The organism is Aporhodopirellula sallentina SM41 (genome assembly GCF_000346505.1).
GTDB lineage: Bacteria > Planctomycetota > Planctomycetia > Pirellulales > Pirellulaceae > Rhodopirellula > Rhodopirellula sallentina.
In genome coordinates this window covers 1-19075 of sequence record NZ_ANOH01000334.1, presented here as the reverse complement: position 1 = coordinate 19075, position 19075 = coordinate 1, and the positions used below count along the sequence as shown (strand labels likewise).

Sequence of the window (19075 nt, the reverse complement as noted above, 5' to 3'; positions counted from 1 at the left end):
TCCCCATTCCCTTTCCGGCCGTATGGCCCGGATCCGCACGGCCTCACTCACTCCCGATCGAAGAAGAAACCTCGCTGTCAGTCGCTCCACCGGGATTCCTGTTGGGCGAACGACCGCAACGGAGTCGAAGTTGCCCGCCCTGCGGATCTCGGTTGTCGCCAATCTCAGGAGATTCACACCGTGGCAAAGCAAATCGTTTTTGACGATGACGCGAGAGGCCCTTTGCTGGCTGGCGTCAGCAAATTGGCTCGCGCCGTTCGCAGCACCCTCGGCCCTCGTGGCCGCAACGCCGTTTTGGACAAAGGCTGGGGCTCTCCCAAGGTCACCAAAGATGGCGTGACCGTTGCTGAGGACATCGAACTCGACGACCCGTTCGAAAACCTCGGTGCTCAACTCGTCAAAGAAGCTGCCAGCAAGACCAACGATGTTGCCGGTGACGGAACGACGACCGCGACCGTGCTCAGCGAAGCGATCTTCCGCGAAGGCCTGAAAATGGTCGCCACCGGCGCCGACCCGATGGCACTCAGCCGAGGCATCCAAAAAGCAGTCGATGCCTGCACCGAGCAAATCGCCAAAATGGCAACCCCGATCAAAGAAAATAGCAAGTCCGACATCAAGCAAGTCGCGACCATCGCTGGAAACAACGACTCCGAAATCGGTGACGTCCTCGCCGACGCGTTCACCAAAGTTGGCAAGAACGGCGTCATCACTGTCGAAGAAGGCCGATCCAATGAAACCTACGTCGACGTCGTTGAAGGCATGCAGTTCGATCGCGGCTTCCTGTCGCCGCACTTCGTCACCAACCAAGACGAAGTGTCGGTCGAACTCGACGACTGCTACGTGTTGCTCTTCGAAGAAAAGATCAGCAACAACAAAAAAATGATCCCGCTTCTCGAAGCCATCAGCGAATCGAAGAAGCCTCTCTTGATCATCGCCGAAGACACCGAAGGCGAAGCCCTGGCGACCCTCGTCGTCAACAAGATGCGTGGCATCCTCAACGTGTGTGCCGTGAAGGCTCCTGGTTACGGTGACCGTCGCAAAGCCATCCTCGGCGACATCGCTGTGCTCACCGGCGGCAAGGCGATCTTCAAAGACCTCGGCATCGATCTGGAAAGCGTCAAGCTGTCCGACCTCGGTCGTGCCAAACAAGTTCGCATCACCAGCGAAGCAACCACCATCGTCGGTGGCGCAGGCAAGAAGGCCGACATCGAAGGCCGCGTGACGCAAATCCGTCGCGAAATCGAAGCGACCGACAGCGACTACGATCGCGAAAAACTGCAAGAACGTCTTGCGAAGTTGGCCGGTGGTGTTGCCCAAATCAACGTCGGTGCGGCAACCGAAACCGAAATGAAAGAACGCAAGGCTCTCATCGACGACGCCCGTGCGGCCACCCAAGCGGCACTCGAAGAAGGCATCGTCCCCGGTGGCGGAACCGCACTGCTTCGCTGCCGCAAAGCGATCGAGAAACTCGAGAAAGAGATCGAAGGCGATCAAAAGCTCGGCGTCCAGATCATCCGCAACGTTCTCGACCAACCGATGCGTGCCATCGCCAACAACGCCGGCCTCGACGGAGCCGTTGTCGTCAACCGCGTCTTGCAACTCAAAGGCAAGACCGAAGGCTACGACGCCAACGCCGACAAGTATTGCGACCTGATCGCGGCTGGTATCGTTGACCCTGCCAAGGTCGTTCGCACCTCGCTGACCAACGCTGCTTCGGTCGCGTCGCTGTTGCTGACCACCGAATCGCTGATCGTCGACATTCCTGTTGAGGAAGAAGAAGGCGGCGGCGATCACCACCATGACCACGGAATGGGCGGCGGAATGCCTGACATGGGTGGCATGGGCGGCATGCCTGGAATGGGCGGCATGGGAGGAATGGGCGGCATGGGCGGCATGATGTAGACCGCGAGCCGCCTCGCCCCTTTCCCGGGGCGTCGCACTCCCAACGAGTCCGTTTTCGAGACAAAAGCAGCCACGCCCAATCGCGGGCGTGGTTTCCCTAACAAAAAATTCGATCCACCGTTTGTCGACGGTGGCAACCAACACAACTAACTCAATTTCAACTTAGGAACTCTCCCCATGGCAGCGACCAAAACCATCAGTCTTCGCCCACTCGACGACCGCGTCATCGTTCAACCTAACGAAGCCGAAGAAACCACCGCGGGCGGAATCGTCCTCCCCGACTCGGCTCGTGAGAAACCACAACGCGGAACCGTTGTCGCAGTCGGCCCTGGCAAATTGCTCGATAGCGGCAACCGTGGCGAACTCAGCGTTGCCGTCGGCGACATCGTGATCTACGGCAAGTACGGCGGAAGCGAAATCGAAGTCGACGGCGAAGAGATGAAGATCCTTCGTGAGAGCGACATCTTGGCCAAGATTGGCTAGTTCGTTCGTTCCTCTCGCTTCATTTCATCCATTTACCTAGGAATCTTCAGTCATGGCAAAACAGTTGCTATTTGAGGACCACGCCCGAACCCGCATGCTCGCCGGCGTGGACAAACTCGCCAACGCAGTTGCAGTCACGATGGGCCCGACCGGTCGTAACGTGATCATCGATAAATCGTTCGGCGGACCGACCGTCACCAAAGACGGTGTCACCGTCGCCAAAGAAGTCGAACTAGAAGACCGGTTCGAAAACATGGGTGCGAAACTCGTCATCGAAGTCGCTCAGAAAACCAGCGACCTCGCAGGCGACGGAACCACCACTGCGACCGTTCTCGCACGTGCGATCTTCAAAGAAGGCCTGCGGAACATCGTCGCCGGCAGCAACCCGACCGCGATTCGCCGCGGTATCGAAAAGGCTGTCGACGCGGCATGTGCTCGCCTCGTCGAAATGGGACGCCCCGTCAGCGGCAAAGAAGAAGTCGCTCAGGTCGGTGCCATCTCGGCTAACAACGATAACGAGATCGGTAGCCTCCTCGCCGACGCCCTCGAGCGTGTTGGTAAGGACGGCGTGATCACCGTCGAAGAAGGCAAGAGTCGCAGCATGGAAGTCGATTACGTCGACGGAATGCAGTTCGACAAGGGTTACATCTCGCCTTACTTCATCACCGACCCCGGCTCGATGGAAGCCGACCTCGAGAACGCGTTGGTGCTGCTCTATGAGAAGAAGATCAGCAACATTCGCGACCTCGTGCCGTTGCTCGAGAAAGCCGCTCAAACCGGCCAACCACTGTTGATCATCGCCGAAGACGTCGACGCCGAAGCACTCACCCTGCTCGTCGTCAACAAACTCCGCGGCACGCTCAACGTGTGTGCGGTCAAGGCTCCTGGCTTCGGCGATCGCCGCAAAGCCATGCTCGGCGACATCGCAACGCTGACCGGCGGAACGTTGATCAGCGAAGACCTCGGCATCCAGCTCGAGAACGTCACGCTCGAACAACTCGGCCGCGCCAAGAAGGTCACCATCGACAAGGGTCACACGACCATCGTCGAAGGTTCCGGCAAACGCGAAGAGATCGACAAACGAGTCGCTCAAATCCGTTCGCAGATCGAGCAAACCGACAGCGATTACGACAAGGAAAAGTTCCAAGAACGCCTTGCCAAACTCGCCGGTGGTGTTGCCGTGATCAGCGTCGGTGCCGAAACCGAAGCTGAGATGAAACAAACCAAGGCACGCCTCGAAGACGCCCTGCACGCAACCCGTGCCGCCGTCGAAGAAGGCATCCTGCCTGGTGGTGGCGTGGCTCTGGTTTACTGCCGCGAAGCAGTCGAAGCAGCCTTGAAGAAGGCTCGTGGCGACGAGAAGGTTGGTGTCAACATCGTCCTCGGCGCACTCGACGCTCCAATGCGTCAAATCGCCGACAACGGCGGAATCGACGGCAGCGTGGTTGTCGACGAAGTGTTGCAGAAGAACGATCCGAAGATCGGTTACAACGCCCACACCGGCGAATACACCGACATGATCAAAGCGGGCGTCATCGACCCCGTGAAGGTCGTTCGTACCGCGTTGATCAACGCCAGCAGCATCGCCGGCTTGTTGTTGACCACCGAAGCACTCGTGACCAACTTCGAGCAAGAAGACAAGGACAAACGCCCCGTCGAAGGCGTGATTAACTAGTCCGAGTTCAGAACGCCAAACTCGCGTTTCGCCTCATCAGGATTTCGATCCGGATGAGGTGATCGCACCGGGCCAAACCGCCCTCGGCATTCGATCACTTTTCCACACGACGGGCCGTTCGCTATCGGCGAACGGCCCGTTTCGATTACGACTCACCCAACACATTCGGTTCCATGGCCACCAAGACTTGCTACTACGAAATCCTCAACGTTGAGAGGTCTTCGACCAAGCAACAGATCGACCGTGCCTACCGCAAATTGGCCATCAAGTATCACCCCGATACGAACAAGAACGAAGACGCCGTCGAGCGGTTTAAAGAAGCAACCGAGGCCTACGAAGTCCTCAGCGACCAAAACAAACGCGCACGCTACGATCAGTATGGCCACGCCGGCGTGGAAGGTTCCACTCACCAATACGGCGACGTCGAAGATATCTTCGAAGCCTTCGGGGATCTCTTCGGTGGTGGCTTTGGTGACTTCTTCGGTGGAGGTCGCCGCGGCGGCGGACGTCGCCGAGTACGCCCCGGTGCGGACATCCGCTGCGACGTCACTCTGACGCTCGAGGAAGCCGCCCGCGGTTGCCACAAAGACATCGCGTTCCGACGGCGAGTCGCCTGCGAAACCTGCTCCGGCAGTGGCGCCGCCCCCGGCAGCGAACCGGTCACCTGCACCACCTGCGGCGGCCAAGGGCAAGTCATCCAGTCCGCCGGTATCCTCCGCGTCCAAACCACCTGCCCGACCTGCCAAGGTGCGGGCAAACAGATCAGCCAACCGTGCGGCGATTGCCGTGGCTCGGGTCTGCAAAACGAGAAAGCCGAACTGAACGTCGAAATCCCCGCCGGCGTCGACGACGGCATGCGGGTCCGACTGCAGGGCGAAGGCGAACCGAGCCCTGACGGCGGACCTCCCGGGGACTGCTACTGCTTTATCTCGGTCAAACCTCACGAACTGTTCAAACGCGACGGCAAGCACCTCATCCTGCAACTGCCGATCTCGTATCCGCAGGCGGCACTCGGTTCCGAAATTGAAGTCCCCACCCTCAACGGACCTCACCAACTGACCGTTCCCGCCGGAACACAGAGCGGCGATGTATTCACCGTGCGAGGACAAGGGATCATCGATCACCGCAGCGGTCGCAACGGCGACTTGCTCGTACAGGTGTTTATCGAAGTCCCCAAAAAGCTCAACGCCGACCAAGAAAAACTACTGCGTCAACTCGCCGACCTCGACCACGAGGCCGTCCTTCCCGAACGAACTTCCTTTCTCGACAAGCTCAGGCATTTCTTCGACCCCGAACCGGAAAGCCAGTCTGAAACGAAATAATTATGAACGAAACTACTTCTCAACCTGAAAACGACGACGTACGCGAAGAAGCAACCGAGGCACGCAGTGCGGCTGAGGAAGCGGCTGACCAAGCACACGAATCACTCGACGCGGCGAACGAGCAAAACGCTCCGGAAACCCGCGACGAAGAAATGATCCGTCTGCGAGGCGAGGTCGAGGCGGCTGACAAACGAGTCCTGCAGGCACAAGCCGAAGCAGAGAACTTCCGCAAACGGATGCGTCGCGACTACGAAGACCAACTCAAATTCGCAGCAATGCCGTTGGTCAACGATATTCTCGAAGTCCGCGACAACCTCAACCGGGCCATCGAAGCAGCCAACGCGAGCGAGTCCACCGACACCGCCCAAGGCCTTCGCGAAGGCGTCGCCATGGTCGCCAAACAACTCGACGATACGCTCGGCAAGTACGGTGTTGAGCCGATTCCGGCCGACGGAGAGGAATTCGATCCGAACGTCCACGAAGCGATCTCGCAAATGCCGCATCCGGAAATCGAATCCGGCAAAGTCGCTCACGTCGCCGTCAGCGGTTTCACGATGCACGGCCGAGTGATCCGGCCCGCCCAAGTCGTCGTCAGCACCGGCGCACCATAGCCCGGGTCGTCCTCCGACCGGCGTCCCGGAACAACCAAACAATCTCCCCTGTCCCTTTTTCACATCCTTGCGGCAACCACTTCCATGCCAACTTACGATTACCTTTGTGAAGCCTGCGGTCACGAGCTTGAAATCTTCCAAGGCATTAACGACGACCCCGAAACGAAATGCCCTGAGTGCAAAAAGAAGAAACTGAAACGGCAATTCGGAACCGGCGCCGCGATCGTCTTCAAAGGAAGCGGCTTCTACCAAACCGATTACCGTAGCGAGAGCTACAAGAAAGGTGCCAAAGCCGACGCGAAGAAGTCCGACTCCAGCTCCGGATCGGACAAATCCAAAAGCAAAGACTCCAGCAGCAAACCAGCCAAGAAAGCCGACTGAGCCGATCGGGCATTGGCTGTTTTCAGACAGTCCCGCTGCCGGATGCGCGTCGCAAATCCTCCTTCATCCAGCCTACGCAGAGAACACACTCTTGCAGGCCGGAATAGGTTGTAGGCCGGGTTAAGTGGTAGGCCGAACCAAGTTGTAGGCCGGACCGAGCGAAGCGAAGTTCCGGCATCCCCACTCTCCGCGAACACTGCCCCACCAATGTTCTTTCTGCCCGCTATCTTCCGTCCGCTTGCGACGTTTCTACTCGTCGCCGTTTCTCTGCCGACACTCACTGCGGTCTCAACCGCCTCCGCAGCAGACGTCACCCACCGAAACGTCGTCTTCATCTTGATCGACGACCTCAGCCACTATGGCGTGACCGCTTACGGGGCGAACCGCATTTCGTCCGAAGCCGCAGGTTTCGAGAACGTCATCTTTGAAACGCCACGCATCGACCAACTCGCACGCCAAGGCGTCCGTTGCGACTACGCGTTTGCTTACCCGCTGTGTGAGCCGACCCGAACGACGCTGATGAGTGGCAAGTACAACAACCGAAACCACCTCGTCAGCAAAGGGCAACACGCGTCCGACATCACCTTTGGCGACCTGTTTCAACGCGCCGGATACGCGACCGGCATGACCGGGAAATGGAAGCAAACCCGCGGCACCGTTGAGATCCCCGGCGAAAGCTACATCTCGGAATTCGGATGGGACGAATACTGTTGTTTTGATGTCGTCACCGAAGGCCGTCGATACATCAATCCCAACATGGTGATCAACGGTGATGTGATCAACTTTGGCAACAAAAGTGACATCGATCCCGAGACCGGTCGACGTTGGTACGGGCCGGATATCTGCAACCGATTCGCACTCGACTTCCTCAAGCGACATCAAAACGAACCGTTCTTTCTCTACTATCCAATGATGCTCCTCCATGACGAACACATGCCGACGCCCGACACGGTTCCCGCCACGGCGTTCGATGAGTTCGACGCGATGAGCCGATCCCCAAACGGACGCCGCAACGACGAGAAGAAGTATTTCCCCGACATGATCGCCTACACCGATAAATTGATCGGCAAGGTTATCGACCAAGTCGATCGTCTCGGCCTCCGTGAGAACACACTGATCGTGGTCATGGGCGACAACGGAACGAAAGAACCGTTCACCCACATCCTTCCTGACGGGACGCAATATCCAGGCGGAAAAGGCAGCACAACCGACAACGGAACCCACGTCCCATTGATTCTTTCACTCCCCGGAACGGTCCCCGTCGGGACACCCGACCATCCGCGTGTTTGCGACGGCTTGGTCGATCTAGCGGACATTCATCCAACACTCTGCGACGCGGCCCAAATCGAAATTCCCAACGCGGACGATCTCGACGGAATCAGTTTCTGGTCACAAATGCTCGGCGATTCCCAAGAACACCGTGACGCGTCGTACGTTTGGTACAACCACAACCGTCCGATGACCGATCCGTCGGAGGTCCTCGCCTACGCGTTCGACAAGCATTTCAAACGCTACGCACCCGACCGCTATTACCCGGACGGACGCTTTTTTGACCTTCGCGTTGATCCTTTTGAAAAGATGGGTGACACGAAAGTTCAAGGGCCGGGTTGGAAGAAGTTCTATCACAGCGGATTGAAGATCGACGAACTCACCGACGAGCAACGGGCCGGTTACGAACGTCTCGGCAAGGTCCTCGCTGAACACCAATACGTCGCGGTGAAAGAATTGCAGGTTCTCACCCCGCCGGTTGTTCTTCCTCGAGGCGAGACCGCCCAACTCTCGGTGGACGTTGTCCCTTCCAACGCAACCCGCAACGGCGTGGTTTGGGAGTCGAGCGACACGTCCGTTGTTTCGGTCAACAAATTCGGCGAGATCACGGCACATCGCCCCGGCAAAGCGACGATTTCCGTCTACTCATGGGACGACGCGTTCCCGGTCGCCAATCAGTCGCCCAAGACCTTCTCACGTTCAGGGAATTCCGACTCGATCTCCGTCACCGTCCGCTGATCGCTCGCGCAATCAGCCACAGGAATCGAACACGTGAAATCTCTTCCGGTAGTGGATCTCGTCAAAGATCCTCATGCAGCAGGATCTTCAACAAGATCCACTACGCCTATTCGGCCAAATCAGGTCGTGGCGAGTCGAGTTGCGATTGCAGAGCTTGCTTGAGCACCTCGACCTTCTCGGGATACTTGGCGGCCAAATCGTTGCGTTCCTCGTTGTCCGCGACGATGTCATAGAGTTGATACAAACCTTGCTTCCGGTCTGCTTCGACGAGTTTCATCCCTTCGCCGGTGATTAACGCACTGCTGCCCATCTGCGTAAAACGATTGTTCACGACCACGTAGTCGTGCGTTTCTGTTTGCGGTTTCCCTAGCAGAGTCGGCAGATACGACACGCCGTCTTTGCCCGTTGGCTTTTCAACGCCAACGAGATCTGCGAGCGTGGCTAGAAAATCGTAATGCGCCGCTAGCAGATCGGTTTCACTGCCCGCCGCGACCCGTCCCGGCCAACGCACGATCAACGGACATTGTATGCCGCCTTGGAAACCACTTCGTTTCAATCCCGCGCGGCCACCGGCACCGTCGAAGACGTCACCATGCTCAGACGTTCGCCACTTCTTGTCCGTCACGTTGACCTTCTCCCCGTTGGGAAGTAGGCCCTGTTTGAACTGAGACTTTGGACCGTAATACAGCTCGTGCCCGTTGTCCGAAGTGAAGACCACCATCGTCTTTTCATCGATACCGAGTTCCTGCAATTCGGACATAATCAACCCGACATGATCATCGAGCATCTTCACCATCGACGCGTACTTCTTCTCCGCGAGCGACATCGTCGGGTGATCGGCGAAATCAGGATGCAGTTCCGGAATCGCGACGGGACCGTGCGGCAATTGCGTCGGGTGGTAGAGAAAGAACGGGGCGTCTTTGTGCTCGCGTAGGTATTTCAAAATCCCTTTGATAAACACGTTCTGCGAGTAAGTTTCGCCGCCATAGCCAACGGGCTCATCTCCCTTCTCACTCGTCTTGCCGCAATCCGGCAGATCGTTGCCGGGCAGATCAAATCGTTCGCCGTTTCGCCACAGGTAGGGCGGATAGAAACCGTGGCATCGCTGGTGGTCGTAATACCCTTCATAGAAATCCCACCCGAAACGCTTCACGCGTTCATGCCAGGTCAGAAAGCCGCGATCGAGCTTCCCGAATTGAGCCGTCTGGTAACCGGCTTTTTGTGCGATTTGCGCAAGGAACACTTCGTTGGGAGCGATCGGGTTGGCGCCCGCTTTCAGTTTGGTGAGTTGTTTTTGGTACTGTTCCTCAGTAATTCGTCCCGAGTCGCGATAGATCGGCACCCCCGCGCGAGTCTGCGCCCACCCGCCGCGTCGTCCGTCATGCATACCGGTCAACAACGTCCATCTTGCCGGCGCACAATAAACACCACCGTAGTAGTTGTTGAACTTCATCCCTTCGCGTGCCAACCGATCGATGTTGGGCGTTTCGACGACGCGCTGCCCGTAGCAACCGAGCATCCCGGGACCGAGGTCGTCGGCGAAAATCAAGATCACATTGGGTGTCTCGTCACTCGCCGCGCGAGCGTTCGTGTCACCAAACAACAACGCAAACAAAAGGGCCAGACAAACGCCAAAGAGGCGACACGGGTTATTCACGAAGATGCCTGCAGAGATCCGTGGGGTAGAGACGCTGTCGAATCGGCGGATCGAATCGACAATCCAATCACCGTCTGGATGAACCGGACGGGCTCTCACGATATGCAGGAAAAGCGTGAGATGCAAACGCTTGATCGCGTTGCCAAACACAAACATTCCGAACATGATCGGCTCGATCACGAAGCCGACAAACTGCGCACAAAGAACGCCAGCCCTTTCGAACCAGACAAATATTCCGACGCAGTTTGGTTGCCGGGTAGGCGGTAGTGGATCTTGTAAAAGATCCTGCCACATGAGGATCATTCACAAGATCCACTACCCGAAAAGAGAGCCGGCTCTATCAGAATGCCGCTGCGAAACGGCATGAGAGAAATCCGGTCAGAAAACCGCCGGGGTCGGTTTTAAACTTCTAAGAACAGACGAGCCGGGTCTTCGATCGTTTCTTTGATCGTGACCAAGAAGCCAACCGCTTCACGACCGTCGACGATCCGGTGATCGTAGGTCAACGCGATGTACATCATCGGACGAATCACGACTTCGCCGTTCTCCGCGATCGGACGTTCTTGGATCGAATGCAACCCGAGGATGCCGCTTTGGGGCGGATTGACGATCGGGGTGCTTAGCAACGAACCGTAGATGCCGCCGTTGCTGATCGTGAACGTTCCGCCCATCAGATCGCTCGGCTGCAACCGGTTCTCCCCGGCCAAACGGGCATACTCGCCGATCGAGCCTTCAATCTGCGAGAACGACATGCGTTCGACGTTCCGCAGAACAGGGACAACCAAACCTTTTCCGCCACCGATCGCAATTCCGATGTCTTGATAGTTCCGATAAACCATCGAGTCACCGCGAATTTCCGCGTTGACGGCCGGATATCGCCGCAGGGCTTCGACGGCCGCCTTGGCGAAGAACGACATGAATCCGAGCTTCACGCCGTGCTTCTTGGCGAACGCGTCTTTGTATTTCGCGCGGATTTTCATCACCGGCGACATGTCGATTTCGTTGAACGTTGTCAGCAGTGCCGCGGTCTGCTGGGCTTGGACGAGTCGCGAGGCGATCGTCCGCCGCAGCATGCTCATCGGTTTGACCTCTTCGCTGCGATACGCGCCTTCGGTCATCAACGAATGCGGGGGTGCGTCCATCGCGGGCGGGGCCGTCATGGTTTGCGGAGGCGTTGCAGGAGCAGATGGTGCCGGAGCAGGAGCGGACGGGGCAGGAGCCGCCACAGGGGCAGCCGGCCGGGACGCACCGCTGCGAATGTAAGCGAGCACATCTTCCTTGAGCAATCGTCCACCTGGTCCGGTCGCCGGGACATCCGAAGCGGACAAAGAATGCTCATCGAGCAAACGTTGTGCGGCGGGCATCACGAACGCCGCGGATCCGCCACCGTTCTTGGCGGCGGGAGTCGCGGCAGGCGACGGCGTGCTGGCCGCCGGAGCCGGTGCGGGTGAGCTGGATGCCGCCGGCGCGTTGGATCCGCCACCACCACCCTCAGGTTTTTCGCCGACTCGAATGCTAGCAATGGTTTCGCCGACTTCCGCGAACTCCTCGGTTTGTTTGAGGATCCCTTGCAGGAAGCCGCTCGAGGGGGCAGGGATCTGCACCGATGCCTTCTCGGTTTCGATCTCAACCAGATCCTCACCATTTTCCACCCAATCGCCATCGTTTTTCAGCCAAGTGCCGATCTGGACTTCGCTGATGGATTCACCGACGGTCGGGACATCGACTGGAATGATTTCGCTCACGGAAACGTTTTCTACTTAAAAAGAGGGTGTTGCGAGGTAGCGGAAACGAACCACCAAGATAACGATCGCGCGTCCACATGTCAGTGGACCCGATCGGGAACGTGCGTTTTCGGAAAATTGTTTGAAACCGGCGAGTGTTTGAGCCGATGAAGTCGAATAGCCGGGAAAACCGTTTTCTTTAAACAGATCGGATGATTCCTTTTGTTTTCCCTGCTGCTGTGTTGAGATTTGCCCCGAACACGGAAGTTCAAACAATCCCATGTCCCAAGAATCCAGTGGAGGACACCCGCTTCAAGCTGGGCTGATCGTGCTGTGTCTGGTCGGGGGCGGCTGGTATTTTTTTCGTCATTACAACGTCGACGGCTTGGACGGGGTTTCGATTTCGCCGAAACACGAGAGCCGATTGGGCGAGATGGGCGATCCCTTCACGTTCACATCGTCGACCACCATCGAAAGCCCTGGATCCAAACGGCCCGGCACCGGTGGCTTTGCGGGCGATCCGTTCGCATCCGGTGAGTCCCTGACCGCGGCGAGACCAGCGGATCCCGACTTTGAAGCCGATCCGATCATCTCCAGCCCGAGCGATCTCCACCGACGCAGCCCGAGTGGGGAGTTTGGCCGCCGGACCCGGTACGCTCCGGCACACCTACGCGTCGCCGCGTGGGCGTTGGACGGGTTCGGGCCGACGAAACTCGCCAGCGACCTGGCTCGGAAGAACCTGGTCCGCGTCGTGCGGCAGTTCGACATTATCGCCGTGCAGCAGATCTCCTCGTTGCAGATGGACCTCGTCCCGCGGATCGTCGACGCGATCAATGAAAGCTCGCTCGGCGGGGGCGCTCCGCTGTATGACTACGTCCTCGGACCACCGACCGGCCCGGAAGACCGTGGCGAGCAGATGGCGATTCTGTTCAATCCGGATCGCGTGCGTGTCGACCGGACACAAACCTACACGGTTGCGGACCCCGATAACCAATTGACGTACGACCCACTCGTGGCGTGGTTTCGCGCCGCCGAACCGCCCGTCAGCGAAGCGTGGACGTTCAGTTTGGTCAACGTGCGAATCGATTTGTCGCGTGCCCCGCGTGAGGTCGCGTTGCTCGGACAATTGCTCAAGTCCGTGCGTGAAGATGGACGTGGAGAGGACGACGTTGTGCTCGCCGGTTTGTTCCAAGCCGACGACGCGTACCTGTTGCCCGTCATCGCCGGCCCCAACGTGCGAGCCTCCGTCACGAGCACACCAACGGACATCTTCGGCCGACACCAAACGAGCAACGTGCTCTACGATCGCGAACTCACCGCCGAAGCCATCGGCCGCGGCGGCGTGTACGATTTCCTGCGCGTCTACAACCTCAGCGTGGCACAGGCGCAGGCCGTCTCGAGCTACCTGCCCGTGTACGCGGAGTTCACTCCATTGGAAGGTTCGGCTCTCGTCCACCAAGCGGTTGCCCCGGCAACGACGCCACACTGATTCGTGCTAGAATCCACGGCCCCGGCCACGGCCCCGGCTACGCCTACGCCTACGCCTACGCCTACGCCTACGCCCACGCGTTCGCCGTGTGAGTCGACTTGCCATCGCGAGCAAACTTGGAACTAGCGGAACTGGCAACTTGCGGAACTGGCCACTAACTGAACAGGCCACTAGCGATGCGTCCGCCGGCACCGCGCCCGCCGGCAACGTTTCGCCGCGACGCTCTCAAACGAATGCTTCCGATCGGCACACGTTCATGAACCGCGTTTTCGTTTTATTGATTGCACTGATCGTCGCCCTGCCGATCCTGCTCCTCCAACTCGCGAGAACCGATTCGGTCGAATCCGGGCGGGATTCTTTGGCCGACACGGATCCCACTTCTGAACGACGCAGCGCGATCACACTGTTCTGCGCCGCGAGCAACCAAGCCGTCGTGCAGAAGATTGTCGAAGACTACCGGCGAGATTTTGACAGCGAGGTGTATGTCAACTTTGGATCTTCGCAGAGCCTTCTGTCGCAAATCGAAGCCAGCCGCACCGGCGATTTGTTCATGCCCGCCGACGCCAGCTTCCTCGAGGCTGCGCGATCGAAAGGTTTGTTATCACAAACGATCCCTGTGGCCCGCATGCGAGCTGTCATCGCCGTGCCATCGGGCAACCCGAAAGCCATCCGCTCACTCGCCGACTGCCTGCGACCCCAAATCCGATTCGTTCAGGCCAACTCGGACGCGGCGGGGATCGGTCACCTGACGCGGTCCGCATTGGACGCCCTGGGAATCTGGAATCGAGTCGACAGGGCGACGACGGCGTACCGGGGCAACGTGACGGAGGTGGCCAACGACATCGTGGTCGGTTCCGCCGACGCGGGCATCGTTTACGATGCGATCCTGCACGACTATCCTGACCTTCACCCGGTCAGCGTGCCAGAACTCGACGACGCGGTTTCGAATGTCGAAATCGGCATCATCTCCACTTCGCCGCGAAAACAATCGGCCGCACGGTTCGTGGAATACCTCACCGCGGACCAACACGGCCGAAAACGCTATCGCGAGTTCGGATTCGACGTCCCTCTGGACCGCTCGGACAACGGACCGAGAGGATCGAATAACCCCGAGGATTGATTGACGTACCGATGCCGCTGGACATCTCACCGGTGTCGTCTGCCGTTACCCTCGCTGTCGGTTTTCGATCAGAGCCGTTTCACTATCTCGGCAATTTTATCTTCTCTGTACCTTTTCGCTCTCACCTTTTCGCTCTCACCTTTTCGCCCACCCTTTTCGCCCACACCTAATCGTCAGCCACGTGTCCTCCCGACCGCTCGTGCCACGCCGCCGCAGCGACGTCCCATTCTTTCTTTGGATGGGAGGGATTTCCTCGTGTTTTTTGCTTTTGGTCGTGCTGTTGATCGCCGCCGATGTCGCGTTCACTTCTGTCGCCGATTTTCGCGAGGTTTTATCGAAACCGGAGATCCGCGCTTCGATCCGCCTGACACTGCTCTCGTGCAGCGTCTCAGCGATCCTTTCGCTGTTGGTGGCGATCCCGCTGGGCTACCTGCTGTCGCGGTTTCGATTTCGTGGACATTTTCTAATTGACACGCTGGTCGACATCCCTATCGTTTTACCCCCGTTGGTGCTGGGTCTGAGTCTGCTCATCCTGTTTCATCTGCCGATCGGCCGGAGCGGGTGGGAACTCGAAGCCTGGCTCAGTAACGATGTCGGCTTTCCTGTTACTTATCGTTGGCCTGCCGTGGTGCTCGCCCAATTCATCGTCGCCTGTGCATTCGCTGTCCGAACAATGGGTGTTACCTTTGATCAAATCAACCCACGCGCCGAAGACGTCGCGAGGACGCTCGGCTGCACACGGATGCAGGCGTTTTTACATGTCGCACTGCCCCAATCAGGCCGTGGCATGATCGCGGCCCTGACCATCGCATGGGCGCGGTCTCTCGGCGAGTTCGGCCCTATTTTAGTTTTTGCCGGTGCGACACGGATGCGCACCGAAGTTCTTTCGACATCCGTTTTTCTTGAAATGAGCGTAGGCGATCTCAACTCTGCTGTTGCGGTTTCGCTGCTCATGGTCGCCATCGCGATGGCGGTGCTCTTCGCGTTGCGAGCGTTGGGCACAGGCCGCGGTCAGCGGGGACCACTCAACGGAGACCTTCACCGATGATCCGATTGGACAACGTTTCGATCCGCGCAGGAAATTTCGAGTTGTCGAATATTTCCATCCTCATACCGAAGGGACAGTACGCGGTCCTGATGGGAAAAACCGGTTGCGGGAAAACCTCGATTTTGGAAACCATCTGTGGTTTGCGACAAACCTCGGCCGGTTCCGTTTGGGTGCAGGATGTTGATGTCACGCACTACGCCCCCGGTGACAGACAAATCGGTTACGTGCCACAGGACGTCGCACTGTTCCCGACGTTCAATGTGTCCGAACATCTCGAGTTCGGATTGAAGCTTCGCCGAGCCACGCCGCACCAAATCAAACAACGCCGCGACGAGACGGCAGAGATGCTCGGGATCACCCACTTGCTGGCTCGCGGCGTCACCGGACTCAGCGGCGGCGAGGCGCAGCGAGTTGCGTTGGGGCGAGCCTTGGCGGTCGAACCGTCGGTGCTGTTGCTCGACGAACCCCTCAGCGCTCTCGACGACGACACCCGCGACGAAATGATCGACCTGCTGCAATCGATCAAAGTCATCACCGGCATGACGACGCTGCACGTCACCCACAGCGGTCACGAAGCCGACCGCCTCGCCGACCTTCGCTACCAACTCGACGATTCCGTCATCCAGAGCCCGCCATCCTCTTCGCAGGCGTCTCAATCACACGTATCCCAGTCGCATGTATCCCAGTCGCTGCGATCCTCGAAGGTCCCCGCCAAGTCGTGCAACTAGGCCCTGTCGTTTGACTCGGTCGGCAAAGCCATTGGATATGCGTTTCGGGATCATCGAACCGAAACTTGGCTAGACCGCCAGGGTTCCAACGAATCTCTTCCTCTCGCACGGCTCTCTTCAAGGTTGACCATGAACACTCGTCAAACGACTCCGATGCGTCCAACGTTCCCGGCGATTCGCGTACTGCTCTCGGGCGTGATGCTCTGTTGTTTCGCGTTGGGCTCGCCCTTGTGTGCGGACGACTACGACCCGATGGCGGTTTCGGATGGATTCAAAGCGAAAACCATACTGCGAAAGATCAACGATTCCGACCGAGACCGCGACATTCCGATCAAGCTCTACCTACCCGATTCCAATGCGTCCGCACCCGTCGTGTTGTTCAGCCACGGACTCGGAGGTGACCGCGAAGGAAACCCGTATTTGGGAAATCACTGGGCCGCACGCGGCTACGTGGTGGTCTTCCTGCAGCACGCCGGCAGCGACTCGGGGGTATGGAAGGATCAACCAATCCGCAATCGCATGTCCGCGATGCAAGAAGCCGCCTCGGGAAAAAACCTGTTCAGTCGCATCGGAGACGTGCGGGCCGTTCTCGATCATCTCGAACAGATCAACAAAGAGGCCTCAGACGCCCTCGCGGGAAAGTTCGACCTTGATCGTGTCGGGATGTCAGGGCACTCGTTCGGTGCGGTCACGACGCAATCCGTCGCGGGCCAGTCGGCCGGCCGGTTCCGCTCACGCGCAACCGACACGCGGATCAAAGCCGCACTCATGATGAGCCCCAGTTCGCCGCGGATCGGAAACGCCAAAACCGCCTTCTCGAATGTCTCCATCCCGTGGATGCTGATGACGGGTACCCACGATAGCGCACCGATCGGCGGACAAACCGTCGAATCACGTTTGGCGGTTTTCCCGAACCTTCCCGAAGGCGACAAGTACGAACTCGTTCTCGACAAAGCGGAACATTCTGCGTTCGGTGACCGGAGCCTTCCCTCGGATCAGTTGCCACGCAATCCGAATCACCACGTCGCGATCCTTTCGATCAGCACTGCGTTCTGGGACGCCTATCTGAACCAGAGCAAAGAGGCGTTGGCGTGGCTGCAAAGCGACTCGGTGAAGGCCGTTCTCGAGCCACGCGATCGATGGCAGACGAAATGACCACCGGCAAACGGGCTTTCCCTCTCGAAGACTCGGGCCTGGCAAAACGGCAGTAGAAACACCCCTCAAGGGAACCCCATCACCCCTTAAAAGTTTTTACAGGCACATCACTTCACTTTACAGGCAACACGACCTATACTTGGGTGTTCGGCCGATCGAACCAACAGGGTTCGGTTTATCCGGTTCGGTTTGCTGATCCGCGAGGTGATTTCGCACTCTTTTTTTTTTGCGAAGTGGCCCGCGAACTCTTTATCTTTCCCGCTATTGAACCAGGCCGTTTTCGAACCTGCGGCCACCACCGTAGGAGCGGACCAGGGCATCGATAAGACGCTCTCGGGTGGCCGCATAACTTCACGGAGGAAATCTAAGCCTGGCTTCAACAAGGAGTCGAGTGATGGGTGAGGTTCTTCCTGCTTCCAGCACATCTCCAACTTCGCACGGGGCGTCGATCACCGGTTCACACGATGCGACTGCCGCATCGGGTCTGCGCAGTCCAGCCGCGCCACCATCGATCCGTTTCGGTTCGCAAACCGACAACGGGATTCCGGTGGAACCGGCACCCAACGCCAACGCGATCGAACATTACAAAGGTCTGCCCGCCTACGGGTTGGTTCGCCACGCCGCCGAAGTCATTCCGCATCGAATGGCGGTGGTCTATGGCGAGAAGAGTTGGACGTACGAAGAGCTGAACTTTGACATCGTTCGCTGCGCCGCGATGCTGCAGGGCTATGGCGTCCAACCGGGCGACCGTGTCGGTGTCCTCCTGCCGAACGTTCCTGAGTTCATCGTAGCCGTGAATGCGATCTGGAGGGCCGGCGCGATTGTGGTCGCGCTGAGCCCTCTTTCGGCCGCGAACGAGATCGACAAACTCGTCGACGAAACGGAATGTCGAGTAATCATCACGCTCGACATGTTGGCGCACTTGCTAGCGCCGAGTCATGAGAAGCTCGACCACACATTCTACGTTTCGATCCGAGAACACCTGCCCGCATTCAAACAGTTGGGTTACCTGTGGATGCGGCAACAACGCGTCGGCACGTGGTCACTACCATCGGACACGGCCCACCATTGGTTGCGTGAAGAAATCGCGATCACGCGGCGTGAATGGCGATCCGTGCCGATCGCACCTCAAACCGATGCGGCCTACATATTGCCCACCGGAGGCACGACGGGTGCCCCCAAAGCGGTCACGTTGAGCCATGAGAATATGGTCGCCAATGCGTGGCAACAATTGATGTGGACGGATCGCCGTTTCGCCGAAGACACAATGCTCGCGGTGTTGCCGTTCTTTCACAGCTACGGCGTGTCGGCGATGGTGATGGGCGGTGCCGCAATGGGTGCGACTTTGGTCCTGCACCATCGGTTCAATGTTCGACAGGCAATCGCATTGATGGTGCAACACCGACCAACGGTGCTCCACGCCGTTCCCGCGATGCTGTCGGCGATGAACGATCGTCTCAATGAGTATCCGAGTGATCTCAGTTCGCTCAAATGGGTGATCTCCGGCGGTGCACCGCTCGACGCGCAAATCGCCGAAACCTTCTCCCAACACAGTGACGCCTTAGTTGTCGAAGGTTTCGGATTGTCCGAAGCCTCCCCGGTGACTCATGTCGGCGACCTTTTCGACGAACCGTGTTATGGCACGATCGGATTGCCACTGCCGGAAACGCAGTGCCGGATCGTTGATGAACACGGCGGACTCGACGATTTAGGCTGCGGCGTGGTTGGCGAAATGATCGTTCGCGGCCCGCAGGTGATGCTCGGTTATTGGAA

The 19075-nt window shown here is 58.3% G+C and carries 15 protein-coding genes; 13 read left to right on the top strand and 2 right to left on the bottom strand.

The genetic code is table 11. The features are described 5' to 3' along the window. Window positions 1–180: 180 nt before the first annotated feature. The 7 genes from groL (RSSM_RS22015) (at window position 181) to RSSM_RS21985 (ending at window position 8381) form a co-directional block, all read left to right on the top strand. Entirely contained in the window at window positions 181–1902 is a 1722-nt protein-coding gene (gene groL, locus RSSM_RS22015; protein ID WP_008684202.1) for a chaperonin GroEL, read from the top strand. Between the two features lie 177 nt (window positions 1903–2079). Beyond that, a complete protein-coding gene (groES, locus tag RSSM_RS22010) occupies window positions 2080–2385 on the top strand; it encodes a co-chaperone GroES (RefSeq protein WP_008684200.1) in 306 nt (101 codons plus the stop codon). A 52-nt stretch (window positions 2386–2437) separates the two neighbouring features. After that, window positions 2438–4060 carry a chaperonin GroEL gene (groL, locus tag RSSM_RS22005; RefSeq protein WP_008684198.1) on the top strand — a complete coding sequence of 541 codons (1623 nt, stop codon included), beginning with the start codon at window positions 2438–2440 and terminating at the stop codon, window positions 4058–4060. A 173-nt stretch (window positions 4061–4233) separates the two neighbouring features. Beyond that, window positions 4234–5382, top strand: a complete 1149-nt coding sequence (gene dnaJ, locus RSSM_RS22000) for a molecular chaperone DnaJ (protein ID WP_008684196.1) — start codon at window positions 4234–4236, stop codon at window positions 5380–5382. 2 nt (window positions 5383–5384) lie between these two features. After that, complete coding sequence (gene grpE, locus RSSM_RS21995) at window positions 5385–5993, top strand: nucleotide exchange factor GrpE (protein WP_008684193.1); 609 nt, start codon at window positions 5385–5387, stop codon at window positions 5991–5993. An 84-nt stretch (window positions 5994–6077) separates the two neighbouring features. Then, window positions 6078–6374 (top strand): FmdB family zinc ribbon protein, encoded by a 297-nt coding sequence (locus tag RSSM_RS21990; RefSeq protein ID WP_008684191.1) that lies wholly within the window; start codon window positions 6078–6080, stop codon window positions 6372–6374. Between the two features lie 207 nt (window positions 6375–6581). After that, a complete protein-coding gene (locus tag RSSM_RS21985; protein WP_008684189.1) occupies window positions 6582–8381 on the top strand; it encodes a sulfatase-like hydrolase/transferase in 1800 nt (599 codons plus the stop codon). Window positions 8382–8487: 106 nt separating this feature from the next. Here the strand turns inward: RSSM_RS21985 and RSSM_RS21980 are convergent, their stop codons facing one another. Beyond that, window positions 8488–10341 (bottom strand): arylsulfatase, encoded by a 1854-nt coding sequence (locus RSSM_RS21980; protein WP_008684184.1) that lies wholly within the window; start codon window positions 10339–10341, stop codon window positions 8488–8490. A 98-nt stretch (window positions 10342–10439) separates the two neighbouring features. Continuing rightward, window positions 10440–11783 carry a 2-oxoglutarate dehydrogenase complex dihydrolipoyllysine-residue succinyltransferase gene (gene odhB / locus RSSM_RS21975; protein ID WP_008684181.1) on the bottom strand — a complete coding sequence of 448 codons (1344 nt, stop codon included), beginning with the start codon at window positions 11781–11783 and terminating at the stop codon, window positions 10440–10442. 259 nt (window positions 11784–12042) lie between these two features. On the opposite strand from odhB, the gene RSSM_RS21965 reads away from it, so the two are divergent. The 6 genes from RSSM_RS21965 to RSSM_RS21935 form a co-directional block, all read left to right on the top strand. Next, on the top strand, window positions 12043–13251 hold the full coding sequence (locus RSSM_RS21965) for an exonuclease/endonuclease/phosphatase family protein (protein ID WP_008684179.1): 1209 nt from the start codon (window positions 12043–12045) through the stop codon (window positions 13249–13251). A gap of 256 nt (window positions 13252–13507) precedes the next feature. Beyond that, window positions 13508–14371 (top strand): molybdate ABC transporter substrate-binding protein, encoded by an 864-nt coding sequence (gene modA, locus RSSM_RS21960; RefSeq protein ID WP_144060028.1) that lies wholly within the window; start codon window positions 13508–13510, stop codon window positions 14369–14371. A gap of 181 nt (window positions 14372–14552) precedes the next feature. Next, entirely contained in the window at window positions 14553–15419 is an 867-nt protein-coding gene (locus RSSM_RS21955) for an ABC transporter permease (protein WP_008684173.1), read from the top strand. Further along, entirely contained in the window at window positions 15416–16147 is a 732-nt protein-coding gene (locus RSSM_RS21950; RefSeq protein ID WP_008684171.1) for an ABC transporter ATP-binding protein, read from the top strand. Before RSSM_RS21955 ends, RSSM_RS21950 begins: the two co-directional genes overlap by 4 nt. 129 nt (window positions 16148–16276) lie before the next feature. Next, entirely contained in the window at window positions 16277–17302 is a 1026-nt protein-coding gene (locus RSSM_RS21945) for an alpha/beta hydrolase family protein (RefSeq protein ID WP_008684169.1), read from the top strand. Between the two features lie 394 nt (window positions 17303–17696). Then, the coding region (locus RSSM_RS21935; RefSeq protein WP_044303264.1) for an AMP-binding protein at window positions 17697–19075 on the top strand (1379 nt) is incomplete at its 3' end.

What these genes read in the sequence shown, in the direction of transcription:
- dnaJ (WP_008684196.1), top strand. Translation starts at nt 4,234, where the DNA reads ATGGCCACCAAGACTTGCTACTACGAAATCCTCAACGTTGAGAGGTCT.
- modA (WP_144060028.1), top strand. Translation starts at nt 13,508, where the DNA reads ATGAACCGCGTTTTCGTTTTATTGATTGCACTGATCGTCGCCCTGCCG.
- RSSM_RS21980 (WP_008684184.1), bottom strand. Translation starts at nt 10,341, where the DNA reads ATGATCCTCATGTGGCAGGATCTTTTACAAGATCCACTACCGCCTACC.
- RSSM_RS21950 (WP_008684171.1), top strand. Translation starts at nt 15,416, where the DNA reads ATGATCCGATTGGACAACGTTTCGATCCGCGCAGGAAATTTCGAGTTG.
- RSSM_RS21985 (WP_008684189.1), top strand. Translation starts at nt 6,582, where the DNA reads ATGTTCTTTCTGCCCGCTATCTTCCGTCCGCTTGCGACGTTTCTACTC.
- RSSM_RS21965 (WP_008684179.1), top strand. Translation starts at nt 12,043, where the DNA reads ATGTCCCAAGAATCCAGTGGAGGACACCCGCTTCAAGCTGGGCTGATC.
- grpE (WP_008684193.1), top strand. Translation starts at nt 5,385, where the DNA reads ATGAACGAAACTACTTCTCAACCTGAAAACGACGACGTACGCGAAGAA.
- groL (WP_008684198.1), top strand. Translation starts at nt 2,438, where the DNA reads ATGGCAAAACAGTTGCTATTTGAGGACCACGCCCGAACCCGCATGCTC.
- RSSM_RS21990 (WP_008684191.1), top strand. Translation starts at nt 6,078, where the DNA reads ATGCCAACTTACGATTACCTTTGTGAAGCCTGCGGTCACGAGCTTGAA.
- RSSM_RS21945 (WP_008684169.1), top strand. Translation starts at nt 16,277, where the DNA reads ATGAACACTCGTCAAACGACTCCGATGCGTCCAACGTTCCCGGCGATT.
- groES (WP_008684200.1), top strand. Translation starts at nt 2,080, where the DNA reads ATGGCAGCGACCAAAACCATCAGTCTTCGCCCACTCGACGACCGCGTC.